This is a genomic window from Methylotenera sp. (assembly GCF_013141425.1).
Taxonomy (GTDB): domain Bacteria; phylum Pseudomonadota; class Gammaproteobacteria; order Burkholderiales; family Methylophilaceae; genus Methylotenera.
In genome coordinates this window covers 17,871-32,249 of sequence record NZ_JABFRA010000130.1, presented here as the reverse complement: position 1 = coordinate 32,249, position 14,379 = coordinate 17,871, and the positions used below count along the sequence as shown (strand labels likewise).

Below are 14,379 nucleotides of genomic sequence, written 5' to 3'. Positions count from 1 at the left end.
CATCGTTTATGACTGAAAATCAAATCATGGACATTGTTGAAGAGATGATTCGTCAAATGCTGAAAAAAGTGCAAAACGTAGATTTGCCAGCCGCATTCCCACGTATGTCATTCCACGAGGCAATGACCCGTTACGGCTCAGATAAACCAGATATGCGCGTGACGCTAGAAATCACCGAGTTTTCAGACGTGATGAAAGACGTAGATTTTAAAGTGTTTGCAGGTGCAGCTAATATGGCAGGTGGTCGCGTAGCGGCATTGCGCGTGCCAGGCGGTGCGGCAATTGCTCGTAGTGAGATTGATGCGTACACAGAGTTCGTTAAAATCTACGGCGCTAAAGGCTTGGCGTACATCAAGATTAACGATGTAACTAAACTCAACGAAGAAGGCTTACAAAGCCCTATCGTTAAAAACATCCACGCTACGGCATTACAAGCGATTATTGACCGCACAGGCGCACAAAACGGCGACATCGTGTTCTTTGGCGCAGATAAGGCAAAAGTGGTAAACGAAGCACTAGGCGCATTACGCCTTAAAGTTGGTCACGATAAAGGTCATGTCGATGGTCGCGCATGGGCGCCATTGTGGGTAGTTGATTTCCCAATGTTTGAACATGACGAAGAAAATGACCGTTGGGCAGCCTTGCACCATCCGTTCACCGCACCAAAAGATGGCCACGAAGACTTGCTCGTTTCTAACCCAGGTGCTGCACTTTCAAAAGCATACGACATGGTGTTAAACGGCTGGGAAGTAGGCGGCGGTTCAGTGCGTATCCATAAGCAAGACGTGCAATCTAAAGTGTTCGACGCGCTAAAAATCAGTAAAGAAGAAGCTCAAGAAAAATTCGGCTTCTTGTTAGACGCCTTGCAATACGGCGCACCTCCTCATGGCGGCCTAGCGTTTGGTTTAGACCGTTTGGTGACATTGATGACAGGCGCAGAATCTATTCGTGATGTCATTGCATTCCCTAAAACGCAACGCGCACAGTGCTTGATGACCAATGCGCCGAATGAAGTGGATGAGAAGCAATTGAGAGAGTTGCATATTCGCGTTCGTTCACAAAACCCAGTTGCGTAAATATATTTTAAGGTTTGTAAATGGCACTCTATTCATTTGATGGAATAAATTTTTCTGCGATAGAAAAGACAAATTTCACGAAAGAAGCAATATATGAGCGCCAACATATACAAAGCGCACTAGCTAAGAAAATAGAGGTTATCTTAGACGACGTAATTATTATTTCTGAAGAATTTTCGGAATGGGTAGATAGTCAACGTCGGATTGATTTATTAGCAATCGACAAAGATGCCAACTTGGTAGTTATCGAGCTAAAACGAACGGATACTGGTGAGCTTATGGAGCTCCAAGCTATTCGTTATGCGGCGATGGTGTCAACACTTACCTTTAAGCGTACAGTAGAAATTTATCAAGTTTATCTAAACCGTAAAGGTCTGGTTGATGAAAATGCGGAACAAAAAATTCTAGAGTTCTTAAGTTGGGATGAGCCACAAGAAGACAGTTTTGCCATAAATACAAAAATTGTTTTGGTATCAAATGATTTTTCTAAAGAATTCACAACATCTGTGATGTGGTTGAACAACAGTTATGGAATGGATATTAAATGTTTAAGGCTTGTGCCGTACAAGCATGGCAATCAAACGCTTATCGATGTTCAACAGATTATTCCTCTACCTGAGGCTGAGTCATATCAGATAAAAATAAGACAACAATCTGAAGAGAGAAAGGTGGCTAGAGAGTCCTCAAAAGATTACACTCAATATGTATTTGAGGGCGCTAGTTACAGTAAAAGAAAATTGGTTTTTGCTGTGGTAAGTAAATGGGTGGAGCTTAATAAACCTCAGAGTATTCAAGAATTAGAGAAGGTTTTTTCTATGAATAAGCTTTTTGTTCCAATTCAAAAAGCAAAAGATACATATCAACGTCAGGGCATATATAGACATTTTTTAGAAGAGAATGAAATTTTTAAATTCCCTAATGGTGAGCTATATGCCCTTTCTAATCAATGGGGTAGTGAGAATATTGAAAAATTCTTAAAACTGGCTAGTTTAATTGGTTTGGAAATTACAGCAACATAAAAGCTGAGTAAATTATTGGATGTATGGAATGACTTCTTTAACATTAAGCGCCGAACCAATCCACAAAAATAAATTATGCCAGTCACCCAACTAAACCACGTTAACCTCCGCACGCCTTACGAGACGATGCTTAAACTTAAAGACTTCTACTGCGATGTGGTTGGCTTAAAGGTTGGGCCGCGTGAGGGTTTTACTAGCCGCGGGTTTTGGCTGTACATCGGCGATACGCATGTGATGCATTTGGCAGAATATCGCGGTGAGGGTGCGCCACTCACTAATGTGCTCACAACAATTGACCACATTTCATTTACCTGCACCGATATGCGCGCAACAGAAACACATTTAAAGTCACATAACATTGCTTATTCCATTCGCGATTTGCCAGTGCTGAATGTTAAACAAATTAACTTTAAAGACCCGGTTGGTAATGGCGTTGAGCTATTTTTTTACATGGAAAATGAGACTGTGTGACTCACGTCACAGACCTTTACAAATAAGCATTTAGAATGCGAACTACGTGTCTAAGTCTTTGGTCATACACGTACTTATAACTAAATAGAATTTTGGAGCGTGGAGCATGAACAATTTAACGCAATTATGGATGACTAAGCTGTCAGTGGCGCTGAGTCTTTCTTTCGCCTTTATAGCCAATGCGCACGCAGAGGCTGACCCTAAGCTTTGGCCAGTGGTAAAAGAAGCATTTTTTGCTAAGCGTGATATTCAAGAGGTCGATTTTTTAAATGTGGATGGCCCAAAACGCGCGGAAAGCGGTGCGCAAGTGCCGATTACTATCGCCTATAACAAAGATGCCGCAAAAGACGTGGTCATTAAAAAGATATATGTGATTGTGGATGCTAACCCGATTCAATTGGCGGCAACTTATCATTTAACGGATTTATTGGGTAATTTTCAGGTGGCAACGCGTATTCGTTATGAAACCGATTCGTTCGTGCATATTGTTGGCGAAGATACCAATGGCAAACTTTACATGACCAAGCGCGAGATTCGCGCAGCGGGTGGCTGTGGTGGTATGGTTGAGAATGATGAATCTGCAATCCGTGCGGTGGCAGGTAAAATTAAGTTAAACGTTGAGGCGCCAACAAAATTTGGCACACCCACAGCAGCCACATTTAATATTAAGCATATTATGCGTACTGGCTTGCAACGTGATTTGGTGTCTCAAGGCTATGTGCCAGCGTTTTATATTAATAAGGCCGCATTTACTTATAACGGCAAGCCGTTATTAACAGTAGATGTTGGTGTAGGTACGGCGGAAGACCCGTACTTTAAATTCAATTTTGTGCCTGATGCAGCAGGTAAATTAGAAGTGACAGCAACCGATAACGAAGGTAAATCCTTTGTGCACGAGTTTGATGTTAAAGGCTAATCTTAGCGAGTTTGGAATCAGGCCTCCATTTGGAGGCCTTTTTTATTAATGAGTTTTCGTGACGCAATGCTAAAATGTCGCAATTGAATGAGCTGTCAATTTTTGGAGGCAAAATGAAAAGCTATCGTAAGGAATTATGGTTTAACCCACCTACCCGCGTGGCATTTATTCGCATTACCGAACAAGTAAACGAATGCCTGCGCGAAAGCGGCGTGAAAGAGGGTTTGGTTTTAATCAATGCAATGCATATTACCGCAAGTGTGTTTATTAATGACGATGAGCGTGGCTTGCATCACGATTACACGCAATGGCTAGAAAAGCTTGCCCCGCATGAACCTCTACAGTTTTATAGGCATAATGACACAGGTGAAGATAACGCCGATGCACATATGAAACGCCAAATCATGGGACGTGAAGTGGTGGTAGCAATTACCGAAGGTCGTTTAGATTTTGGCCCTTGGGAACAGATTTTTTACGGTGAGTTTGATGGGCGTAGAAAGAAACGCGTTTTAGTTAAAATCATAGGCGAATAAATTTTATTAAGAGAAGTTATGAAATTACCTGAATTATTAGCCCCAGCGGGTGACTTAGACCGTATGCGTACCGCCTATGATTACGGCGCAGATGCTGTGTACGCTGGCCAACCGCGCTACAGCTTACGCGCACGTAATAACGATTTCACGATGGCAAATCTTGAAATTGGTATTAAAGAAGCGCATGCACGCGGCAAAAAGTTTTTTGTAGCGAGCAATATTTCTCCGCACAATGCCAAAGTAAAAACGTATATGGCAGACATGGCGCCAGTAATTGCCATGCAGCCTGATGCCTTGATTATGTCTGACCCAGGGCTAATTCAAATGGTGCGTGAAAAATGGCCCGAGGTGCCAGTACACCTTTCCGTACAAGCCAATACCGTCAACTTTGCTACCGTGAAGTTCTGGCAAAGCATGGGATTAACGCGCGTGATTTTGTCACGTGAATTATCGCTGGATGAAATTGAAGAAATCCGCCAACAATGCCCAGACATGGAGTTAGAAGTGTTCGTGCATGGCGCTTTATGTATTGCTTATTCTGGCCGTTGCCTGCTTTCAGGTTACTTCAATCAACGTGACCCGAATCAAGGCACTTGTACTAACAGTTGTCGCTGGGATTACAAAGTACATGACGCATCAGAAGATGCGGCTGGCGTGATACGTTTAAACGAATTTGATTTTAAAGCGGAGATGGAGAAGTCTAGTCTTTCTGGTTGTGGCAGTTTGCCACGCCACCCCTTGGCCGATAATGTTTATCTAATTGAAGAAAAAGGTCGCCCAGGTGAGTTGTTGCCAATTCTGGAAGATGAACACGGCACATATATTATGAACAGCAAAGACTTGCGTGCCATCGAGCACGTCGAGCGTTTGGTGAAAATGGGCGTAGATTCACTTAAAATTGAAGGCCGCACCAAATCACGCTATTACGTAGCGCGTACTTGCCAAAATTATCGCAAGGCGGTGGATGATGCGGTGGCAGGTCGTCCGTTTGATTGGAATCTGGTGAGTGATTTAGAGAACTTGGCCAATCGTGGCTATACCGATGGGTTTTACCAACGTCATCACACGGCAGAGCACCAAAACTATAAACAAGGTTATTCAATCTCAAACCGCAGTTTGTATGTGGGCGATATTGTGGCTTACGATGCAGAAAAAGGTTTGGCAGATATTGAGGCGCGGAATAAGTTTGGTGTGGGCGATCGGCTGCAAATTATCCACCCGAAAGGCAATCAAGAATTAGTTGTTGAACAGATGTTCAATAAAAAAGGCGAACCTATCCAAGAAGCTTCTGGTAGTGGTTACTATGTGCGCTTACCGATTGCGGCTAAAGATTTAGGCAATGCGATGTTGGCCAAATATTTATAACTTTTTGAAGAAAAAAGATAAAGAAAGGCCACACTTTTATGTGCGGCCTTTCTATTTAACCAGTAATATAGGCTTCTAATTGTTTAATGAGCCGTTGTTGATAGTCGATGGTTTCTTTTACCAAATCGCCAATAGAAAGAACACCAACAACCTTGCCATTTTCTAGGACAGGTAAATGGCGAATGCGCTTATCTGACATAATGGCCATCGCTTGTTCAACGGTATCGCTCGGTTTTACCGAAAGTACATCCGTGGTCATCACTTCGCTAATCGCCGTAGTTTTTGAAGATTTTCCTTTAAGCACAATCTCACGTGCGTAATCTCGTTCAGAGAAAATACCGACCAATTGATCACCATCCAGCACCACCAACGCGCCAATTTTGTACTCGGCAAGAACCACTAGCGCATCAAATACCGGGCGATGTGGGGCAATCGAAATCACTTCTTTATGTTTTTTTGCACTTAGTAATTGTTGTAATGTTTTCATTATTATCTCCTCGCAGTTAGTACCACATAAAAATATACACCTTATAATGAGGTTGGCAATATTCAAAATCACTAAATTGAATCAAATTTTAAATTCATGCAAAAAAAACCAGAAAATCAGCCAGAAAATACTTCAGATAAAAAGCTAGTAATCAAAGCGCTCTCTGCACTTTTTATACTCACGCTCATTTGGGGCTACAACTGGGTGGTAATGAAACTGGCGGTGCAGTACGCTAGCCCGTTTCAGTTTGCTGCGATGCGTACCTTTTTGGGTGCAGTCGTATTGTTTGTGCTCATTGCGCTCACAAAAAGACCATTAGCACTAAAAGAGTTTCCCACCATGTTAACTTTAGGCATTTTGCAAACCTGCGGTTTTACCGGCTTGCTTATTTGGGCGCTGGTAGAAGGTGGCGCAGGTAAAACCGCCGTGTTGACCTATACCATGCCCTTTTGGGTGATGCTCTTTGCATGGCCGATGTTAGGCGAGAAAGTTCAGGGCTGGCAGTGGTTAGCCGTCGTGCTAGCCTTATTTGGTATGGTGTTGATTTTTGATCCTTTGCATATTAAATCGGACGGCTTTAGCATGGTCTTAGCCTTACTTTCGGGTATTTCATGGGCAATCTCCGCGATTATTTCTAAAAGGTTGCATCAGCGTGCACCACATCTAGACTTGCTTAACCTCACCGCTTGGCCCATGTTGCTCGGGTCAATTCCAATAATTGCCATTGCGTTTATATTGCCAGCACCCCCCATACAATGGACTGGCGTTTTTATTTCTACCGTACTCTTTAATGTCATTTTAAGTGGCTGCCTCGCCTGGGTATTGTGGCTTTATGCCTTGCAGCGTTTGCAGGCAGGGGTCGCTAGCATGGCGTCAATGCTGGCCCCTGTGATAGGTGTTGTTGCCGCGTGGATTCAATTAGAGGAAGTACCAAACAGCTATGAATTAATCGGTATGATTTTTATCGCACTTGCTTTAGTCACAATCTCAATAATCAGTATTAGGAAACATACAGAGATTGACCCGGCGCAGGGGCAAGAGTGAGTGACAGTATAAGCTTGTGTTAAAATTCAGTTTATTTTTCAAGTATTAAGGGTAGGTCACATGGCAGGTCATAGTAAATGGGCAAATATTCAACACCGCAAAGGTCGTCAAGATGCGAAGCGCGGCAAGATTTTCACTAAACTGATTAAGGAAATTACCGTAGCCGCACGTCTAGGTGGCGGTGATGCGGCAATGAACCCGCGTTTACGCGCGGCAGTGGCAGAAGCAAAAGAAGAAAATATGCCCTCAGACAATATTACCCGTGCCATTAAAAAAGGCACGGGTGAATTAGAAGGCGTAAATTACGAGGAAATCCGCTATGAAGGTTACGGCATTAACGGTGCGGCGATTATTATTGATTGTTTAACCGATAATAAACAACGTGCTGTGGCGGATGTGCGCCATGCCTTGACTAAGTTTGGCGGTAATTTGGGTACGGATGGCTCGGTGGCTTTCATGTTCAAACACTGTGGGAGCTTGGTTTATGAACCAGGTACCAGTGAAGATAAAGTGATGGAAGTAGCGCTAGAAGCTGGTGCGGAAGACATTGTGACGGATGAAGATGGCAGTATTGAAGTGATTACGCCTGCCAATGAATTTGTAGCGGTGAAAGAAGCCCTTGAATCAGCAGGGTTAAAAGCGGTGGTGGCTGAAATCACCATGAAGCCAATGAGTGAAGTCGAGTTTGCGGGTGATGATGCCGTGAAAATGCAGAAAATATTGGATGCACTCGAAGATTTGGATGATGTGCAGGATGTCTATACTACTGCGGTGATTGAAGACTAATGATGTCTTCAATCGTTATCAGGCGTGCAAGTTCGGATGATAGTAAACAATTAGCAAGATTATTCAATGATTATCGTCAATTTTACGAGCAGCCAAATAATATTGATTTAGCCGAAAGCTTCATCAAGGCTAGGTTGCTCAATCATGATTCAACAATTTTCGTAGCTACAGATGCTCAGCAAAAATTAATTGGTTTTTGCCAGCTTTATCCTACATTTTGTTCTGTAATTGCAGCGCCAATCTGTGTGCTTTATGACTTATTTGTCGATGCTTCAAGTAGAAAAGTAGGTGCTGGAAAATTACTCATGTTGGCTGCGCATGAGTATGCCAAAGCAAATGATTTTTTACGATTAGATTTAACCACGGCTAAAACAAATTTAGCCGCGCAAGCGCTTTACGAAAGTTTAGGTTGGGTGCGTGATGAAGTGTTTTATAGCTACAACAAGGCGATTTAACCTGAGAAAACGCTTTGATTAATCCATCTACTTTTGTGAATTGTTACAGTCGATGAGTGTTACTCGTATCCTTGGCATTGACCCCGGCCTGCGATTAACGGGGTTCGGGGTCATCGAAAAAATAGGTGAAAAAATTACCTACATCGCAAGCGGTACAATTAAAACCGCCAGCGGTAAGAAGAATAAGATTGAAGGCGAGGATGACAGGGAAGAATTGCCTGCTCGTTTGAAAATTATCTTAGATGGTTTGTTTGAGGTGATTGATACTTACAAACCGAATCAAGTTGCTATAGAAAAAGTGTTTGTGAATGTAAACCCGCAATCAACATTACTGTTAGGCCAAGCACGTGGTGCGGCCATTAGCGCAGCGGTAATTCGTAATCTAAGTGTCGCTGAATATACTGCGCTACAAGTCAAACAAGCAGTGGTTGGCAACGGACATGCCCAGAAAGAGCAAGTGCAAGAAATGGTTAAACGCCTTCTCAATTTACCTGCAACACCTAAGCCAGATTCCGCCGATGCTTTGGCTTGCGCTATTTGTCATGCACACGGCGGGCAAGGTTTGGGTAGGCTTGCAACTGCAGGTTATCGCGTGCGCGGCGGGCGGCTGGTTTGATGGCTAGTCGAGATATTTTAGAGCCTGAAAAAGCGCAATACTCAAATCCAATTCAACTCTATTTTGCGGCAACTCGCCCAGCGTTTCTTTTAGCCACTTTGGCGGCTTGTTCGCTTGGTATCGCTGGTGCTGTATATTCAGGGGTCACTTTTCAATTTAGCATGGCTCTTATCACGATTTCTCTAGCACTGTTGGTGCATGCAGGCGTCAACGTGCTTAATGATTATTTTGACGCATTGAGTGGTACAGATGCAATGAATAATGAGCGTTTGTATCCTTTTACTGGTGGCAGCCGCTTTATTCAAAATGGTGTTTTAACGACTTCACAGACGGCCTATTTTGGATACGCTTTACTGATTATTGCGATGCTTGGCGGACTATATTTATCTTGGTTAGTGGGCGCTAGCTTACTTGCTATTGGCGCTCTGGGTGTATTGATTGGCTGGGCTTACTCGGCATCTCCGTTAAGTTTAAATGGGCGTGGCTTAGGTGAGCTATGTGTGTTGGCAGGGTTTCTTGGCATTGTATTAGGCGCAGATTTTGTGCAACGACGCACCCTTTCATTGCAGCCCTTTATGGTGGGTATGCCTTATGCCCTGTTAGTGACTAATCTACTTTTTATCAATCAATTTCCTGATAGAAAAGCCGATGCGGCTGCTGGTAAGCGCCATTTGGTTGTACGCTTGCCGCTCACGCAAGCCGTTCGGATTTATCCACTTTTAGCCATGCTTGCTGTTTTATGGTTGTGCTACTTTGTAAATCTTGGCAACCTGCCAATACTAGCCCTAATATCAGCATTGCCAATTATATTTTCTATAAAAGCTACATTGATTCTGCGAGAATTTGCCGCCATGCCAGCCCAGCTCAAGCCCGCCATTCAATTGACACTTGCGGCGATGCTGAGCCATGCGCTATTGTTAACATTAGTAATGATTTGGAAGATGCCATGATTGGACGACTAAACGGAATTTTGCTAGAAAAAACACCACCGCTGGTGCTGATTGACTGCAATGGCGTGGGTTATGAATGCGAAGTGCCGATGAGCACTTTTTACAACTTGCCCTCCATTGGCGAAAAAGTGGTGATACTCACACATTTTGTGGTGCGCGAAGATGCACAGCTTTTATATGGCTTTGGCAGTGACCAAGAACGTGCGACTTTCAGGCAGTTGCTTAAAGTGAATGGCATTGGCGCAAAGTCAGCGCTTTCCATTTTAAGTGGCCTGTCGATTGACGATTTAGTGCAAGCAGTCGCCATGCAAGACAGCGCAATGCTCACGCGTGTGCCGGGTGTGGGTAAAAAAACAGCCGAGCGTTTGTTGCTTGAGTTAAAAGATAAATTCACGGTGGCAGGTTTAACCGCAAGCAGCAGTAGTCAGCCAAAATCTGCCAGCAGCGATGTACTGAATGCTTTGATTTCATTAGGGTACAATGAACGTGAGGCTTTGGCTGCTGTGAAATTATTGTCTGCCGATACCACAGTGTCTGAAGGCATTAAGCAAGCCTTAAAATCGTTGTCAAAGTAGAACCTAAACTACAGTTAATATTGGAGCAAAGATGAATTATCTGAGTAAATTGGTTTTGATTTTGGCCGTGTTGTTTTTGGCTACATGCGGTCAAAGACAGCAGCCACCGGAAGCAGAATTTGCCCCAAATGTGGCTATGGCACCCGTACCTGCAGGTGATCTAGCAAGGGCCAAAATTGTGGAGGATGCAGGCGGCGGTACAGAATCACTCACAGAAGTAAGCGAACCGAATGCGAGTGCAGCGGTTAAACGTTATATTGCATTGCGGCATGCGCTGACAGTGGAAACGGAAGCGGAGAAAATGCAGGCGGCGTTTGACGCGACAGTCGCGCATTGTGAGCAATTGAAATGTCAGATTCTAACGGCGAATTATAATCGTGAAACACCTTATAGCCCGCCCTCTGCAAGCCTCTCAGCACGCGTGCCGCCAAGATCGGTTGAGATATTTCTTACAGGCTTGGCAAAGAATGCTCAAGTATTGCAGCACCATCGTGATAGCGAAGATAAAACCGATGCTGTGATTGACGCAGAAGCACGCATTAATAATCTAACGGAGTTTCGTGATAGCTTACGTGTCATGTTGACTGATAAGTCAGCCAAGTTCAAAGACCTGATTGAAGTGCAACGCGAATTAGTGAATACGCAAAGCCAATTGGATACTATTCAAGGGGTGCGCAAAGTATTGGCGCAAGAAACTGAATTAGTTGCGGTAACGATTGATTTTACGGCAAAGCAGGGTATCACTGAGCAAGGCTTCTTCTCGCCTGTTGCGCAAGCCTTTAAAAATGCTGGGCGTGTCATGATGGAAAGTTTTGCTGCGGTAATTACCTTTTTTGTAACGATATTGCCGTGGCTGATATTTGGGATTCCTCTGATTATTTTGATGCGTAAGTTGTGGTTTAAAATTAAATCAAAATGGGTCAGCAAATGATAAATACCAACCAAGTCACTCGTATCGCCTTAATCGCCTTATTGGTGATTGGTTGCATCTATGTTTTACAGCCTTTCATGGCGGCAGTTTTGTTTGCCGCTATATTTTGTCTGTTTACCTGGCCTATTTACCATAAATTATGGTCGAGTTTTGGTCAGCGCGATACCTTGGCTGCCATCACCATGACGCTATTGTTGTTAGTTGCCTTGATTTTACCAATGGCTTACCTTGCAGCAAATGTTACGGATTCAGCCGCCAATTTGTTTGATGAACTCGCGGTTGTGTTGCAAAATCTACAGCCACACGCTCCCGATTGGATGCGAAATCTGCCGCTTGTTGGGGAGCAGATTAGCAATGCATGGGAGCGCGCAGCCGCTAGCCATGAAGAATTAATGAAGTTGTTGCAGCAATATTATGAGCCGATGCGCGCCTTTAGTTTGCGCGCGGTACAACTCATCGCGGGTGGCTTTTTACAGTTATTGCTTGTGGTATTCGTGGCATTTTTCTTTTATCGTGACGGTACTCGACTTGCCAAAGGCTTAATCGCGATTGTGCGGAGATTGGGCGGTGAGTTGGGCGAAGAGATGCTGCATCTTTCGTGCAATACGGTAAAAGGCGTTATGTTGGGGATTTTTGGCACAGCTTTGGCACAATCTGCCGTAGCCTTGTTGGGTTTTTTGATTGCAGGCGCGCCAGTGCCGCTGTTGCTGGCTTTGGCTACATTTTTCTTGTCTGTTATTCCAGTGGGGCCGCCATTAGTGTGGGGTGGCGCTACGATATGGTTATATAACCACGGGAATCATGGTTGGGCTATTTTTATGGCTTTTTATGGCTTACTGGCCATTAGTAGCGTGGATAATGTAATTAAGCCTATTCTTATTAGTCACTCATCTCACTTACCATTATTGCTTGTGGTATTAGGGGTTCTCGGTGGTGCGCTTGCATTTGGCTTCATTGGTATTTTTCTGGGACCGACATTGCTCGCAGTTGGCTTGACGCTGATTACGCATTGGATTGCCACTCAGAATAAGAAACTGCTGGAAACCCTATAATGGCTATTCATCGTATAATTATTACTCATGCATTGTTAATACATAGGAGAAATTCTAATGTTTAACTGGAAATTTTCTTCACTGCTTTTTGAATTATTACTTTTTGTAATGTTGACAGTGTTCAGTCAAGTCTCAATGGCGGAAGATGTTGCCATTCAAGAAGTGACGGAAGAGGATTACATAGGCGAAATACCGCGCGTGCTAACGGTTTCTCGTCTGTCGCAATCGATTGCCGATGCGCCATCCGCTGTTACTGTAATAGATCGTGAAACCATACGCGCTTCAGGTATTGTGGACTTGCCTGAAATATTTCGCCTAGTGCCTGGCTTTTATGTCGGCACAAATGCGGGCTTTGTGCATAACACCAATCATACTGTGAGTTACCACGGCATGACAACGGCTTATTCTGGTTCCATGCAAGTGTTAATTAATGGCCGTTCGGTCTACAGCCCTCTATACGGTGGTGTGCAGTGGAGTGAATTGCCCATCGCAATTGCAGATATCGATCATATTGAAATTACCCGTGGCCCGAATGCCGCCAGTTATGGCGCCAATTCTTTCTTTGGGGTGATTAACATCATCACGCAGTCACCAGCTGATCAAAAAGGTACCAGCATTAGTGCCACTTATGGCAACGGCCGCCATGAAGCCTTTGCACGATATGCCGATAAATATAACGATTTAACTTACCGTATTACCGCTGGTTATCGGGATGACGATGGTTTAGACAAGCGTTATGATTTTAAACGTACGCGCATACTCAACGCGCAAGCTGATTACCGATTAGACCAAAAAAATAGCTTTGATTTAGAACTTGGTATAGTGAATGGGAATCGCGATGATGATGAAACGCTCAATACGACGCGCTATTTTGAGCCAAGATCTCGTGAGATATTAAATCACTATGAACTTATTCGTTGGCGTCACAATGTGAATGAGAATAATGATTTTTCTCTACAAGCTTATCACTCGCATGACTTGTCAGATGATCGTATTGATACGGTTAATTTAACACCACCGTTCATGAATTTAGTTTCACCTTACTTGCAGATTAACAATGATATTGAATTGGAGCGCTATGATATAGAAGCGCAACATAATGTTTCGTTCTCACCATCACTACGTGGAATCTGGGGTATTAGTGCGCGCCAAGATAATATGTATTCCCCCCACTATCTTGGCAATAAAAAAACAGATCATTTCGATTTACAGCGCTTGTTTGGTCACGCCGAATGGCGTCCAGTCAATAAGCTTGTGTTCAATATCGGGGCTATGCTAGAGCACAATGATTTTACTGGGACGAATACCTCACCGCGCGCGAGCCTTAATTTTAAACTCAGTCCTAACCACACCCTTCGGTTTGGCGTATCAAAGGCACTAAGAACTCCGAATTACTTAGAAGAAAAATTCAACTCAAATGTCATTATCCCAACAGTAGCTGGCCCCTATTATTTGGCGGCCTATTTTGCAGATACAGGTAATTTAGACCCAGAAAAAATTACTTCCAAAGGAATCGGTTATTTGGGTGACTTTGGAAAGCTGAAATTAGACACCAGAATTTTTAGAGATGAAATAAAAGACTATATCCAGTCTGATATTAATCACGTTTACATTGCACCACCTGGCTATTATTTGGTGAGAAAACCAAGGGATTTTAAAAATGCAGGGGATGTCGATATTAGGGGCTTTGAAGCACAAGCCAAATGGGCAGTTGCGGCAAACACCAATCTACTGCTGAATTATGCCTACGTGAAAATCAATGCCGACGAAAAGAAGACTTCCAGAAACATCACCATGTCGATGCCGCGCAACACCGTTAGCGCCTTATTGACTCATCGATTTGATTCGCAATGGGATGCAAGTTTAGCCTACTACCAAACAAGTGAGGTAGCCGCGCTCGGTGACGGCAACTACGTTGATTTAGCAAGACGAACCGATGTAAGGCTGGCTCGCCAATTTAAAAATCAACATTTAAGTGGCGAGGTTTCGGCTGTGGTTGAGAATTTATTTAATGAGCATTATGAAGAGTTTGCTGATTACAACACCCTGAAAAGACGTGCGCGTATCAATGTAAGGTTGGATTTTTAATAAAAACTAATAAGA

Annotated in this window: 16 protein-coding genes; 15 read left to right on the top strand and 1 reads right to left on the bottom strand. The window is 43.6% G+C overall.

Going from position 1 to position 14,379, the window contains the following annotated elements; translation table 11 throughout:
* From aspS to yegQ, 6 genes are all read left to right on the top strand, one after another.
* The coding region (gene aspS / locus HOO90_RS11365) for an aspartate--tRNA ligase (RefSeq protein WP_292843140.1) at positions 1-1,076 on the top strand (1,076 nt) is incomplete at its 5' end.
* A 20-nt stretch (positions 1,077-1,096) separates the two neighbouring features.
* Complete coding sequence (locus HOO90_RS11360) at positions 1,097-2,095, top strand: hypothetical protein (RefSeq protein ID WP_292843138.1); 999 nt, start codon at positions 1,097-1,099, stop codon at positions 2,093-2,095.
* 75 nt (positions 2,096-2,170) lie between these two features.
* A complete protein-coding gene (locus HOO90_RS11355; RefSeq protein ID WP_292843136.1) occupies positions 2,171-2,566 on the top strand; it encodes a VOC family protein in 396 nt (131 codons plus the stop codon).
* Positions 2,567-2,696: 130 nt separating this feature from the next.
* Positions 2,697-3,482: a quinoprotein dehydrogenase-associated SoxYZ-like carrier gene (locus tag HOO90_RS11350; protein WP_292843144.1), complete on the top strand. Its 786-nt coding sequence runs from the start codon at positions 2,697-2,699 to the stop codon at positions 3,480-3,482.
* A 113-nt stretch (positions 3,483-3,595) separates the two neighbouring features.
* Positions 3,596-4,015: a secondary thiamine-phosphate synthase enzyme YjbQ gene (locus tag HOO90_RS11345; protein ID WP_292843134.1), complete on the top strand. Its 420-nt coding sequence runs from the start codon at positions 3,596-3,598 to the stop codon at positions 4,013-4,015.
* An 18-nt stretch (positions 4,016-4,033) separates the two neighbouring features.
* Positions 4,034-5,380, top strand: coding sequence for a tRNA 5-hydroxyuridine modification protein YegQ (gene yegQ, locus HOO90_RS11340; protein ID WP_292843132.1), 1,347 nt, complete (start codon positions 4,034-4,036; stop codon positions 5,378-5,380).
* A 55-nt stretch (positions 5,381-5,435) separates the two neighbouring features.
* Here yegQ and HOO90_RS11335 read toward each other — a convergent pair whose 3' ends face one another.
* Positions 5,436-5,867: a CBS domain-containing protein gene (locus HOO90_RS11335; RefSeq protein WP_292843130.1), complete on the bottom strand. Its 432-nt coding sequence runs from the start codon at positions 5,865-5,867 to the stop codon at positions 5,436-5,438.
* Between the two features lie 96 nt (positions 5,868-5,963).
* On the opposite strand from HOO90_RS11335, the gene HOO90_RS11330 reads away from it, so the two are divergent.
* The 9 genes from HOO90_RS11330 to HOO90_RS11290 are packed head-to-tail and all read left to right on the top strand — an operon-like array spanning position 5,964 to position 14,364.
* Positions 5,964-6,911: an EamA family transporter gene (locus HOO90_RS11330; RefSeq protein WP_292843128.1), complete on the top strand. Its 948-nt coding sequence runs from the start codon at positions 5,964-5,966 to the stop codon at positions 6,909-6,911.
* Between the two features lie 60 nt (positions 6,912-6,971).
* Complete coding sequence (locus HOO90_RS11325) at positions 6,972-7,697, top strand: YebC/PmpR family DNA-binding transcriptional regulator (RefSeq protein WP_292843126.1); 726 nt, start codon at positions 6,972-6,974, stop codon at positions 7,695-7,697.
* 2 nt (positions 7,698-7,699) lie between these two features.
* A complete protein-coding gene (locus tag HOO90_RS11320; RefSeq protein ID WP_292843124.1) occupies positions 7,700-8,152 on the top strand; it encodes a GNAT family N-acetyltransferase in 453 nt (150 codons plus the stop codon).
* Positions 8,153-8,204: 52 nt separating this feature from the next.
* Complete coding sequence (gene ruvC / locus HOO90_RS11315) at positions 8,205-8,768, top strand: crossover junction endodeoxyribonuclease RuvC (RefSeq protein WP_292843122.1); 564 nt, start codon at positions 8,205-8,207, stop codon at positions 8,766-8,768.
* Positions 8,768-9,718 (top strand): prenyltransferase, encoded by a 951-nt coding sequence (locus tag HOO90_RS11310; RefSeq protein WP_292843120.1) that lies wholly within the window; start codon positions 8,768-8,770, stop codon positions 9,716-9,718. The genes ruvC and HOO90_RS11310 overlap by 1 nt, the downstream gene beginning before the upstream one ends.
* On the top strand, positions 9,715-10,293 hold the full coding sequence (gene ruvA, locus HOO90_RS11305; RefSeq protein WP_292843118.1) for a Holliday junction branch migration protein RuvA: 579 nt from the start codon (positions 9,715-9,717) through the stop codon (positions 10,291-10,293). The genes HOO90_RS11310 and ruvA overlap by 4 nt, the downstream gene beginning before the upstream one ends.
* A gap of 31 nt (positions 10,294-10,324) precedes the next feature.
* The gene (locus HOO90_RS11300) at positions 10,325-11,224 is read left to right on the top strand and encodes a DUF4349 domain-containing protein (protein ID WP_292843116.1); all 900 of its coding nucleotides are present in this window, start codon (positions 10,325-10,327) and stop codon (positions 11,222-11,224) included.
* Positions 11,221-12,276, top strand: a complete 1,056-nt coding sequence (locus tag HOO90_RS11295) for an AI-2E family transporter (RefSeq protein ID WP_292843114.1) — start codon at positions 11,221-11,223, stop codon at positions 12,274-12,276. The genes HOO90_RS11300 and HOO90_RS11295 overlap by 4 nt, the downstream gene beginning before the upstream one ends.
* Before the next feature lie 57 nt (positions 12,277-12,333).
* Positions 12,334-14,364, top strand: a complete 2,031-nt coding sequence (locus HOO90_RS11290) for a TonB-dependent receptor (RefSeq protein ID WP_292843112.1) — start codon at positions 12,334-12,336, stop codon at positions 14,362-14,364.
* Positions 14,365-14,379 lie beyond the last annotated feature (15 nt).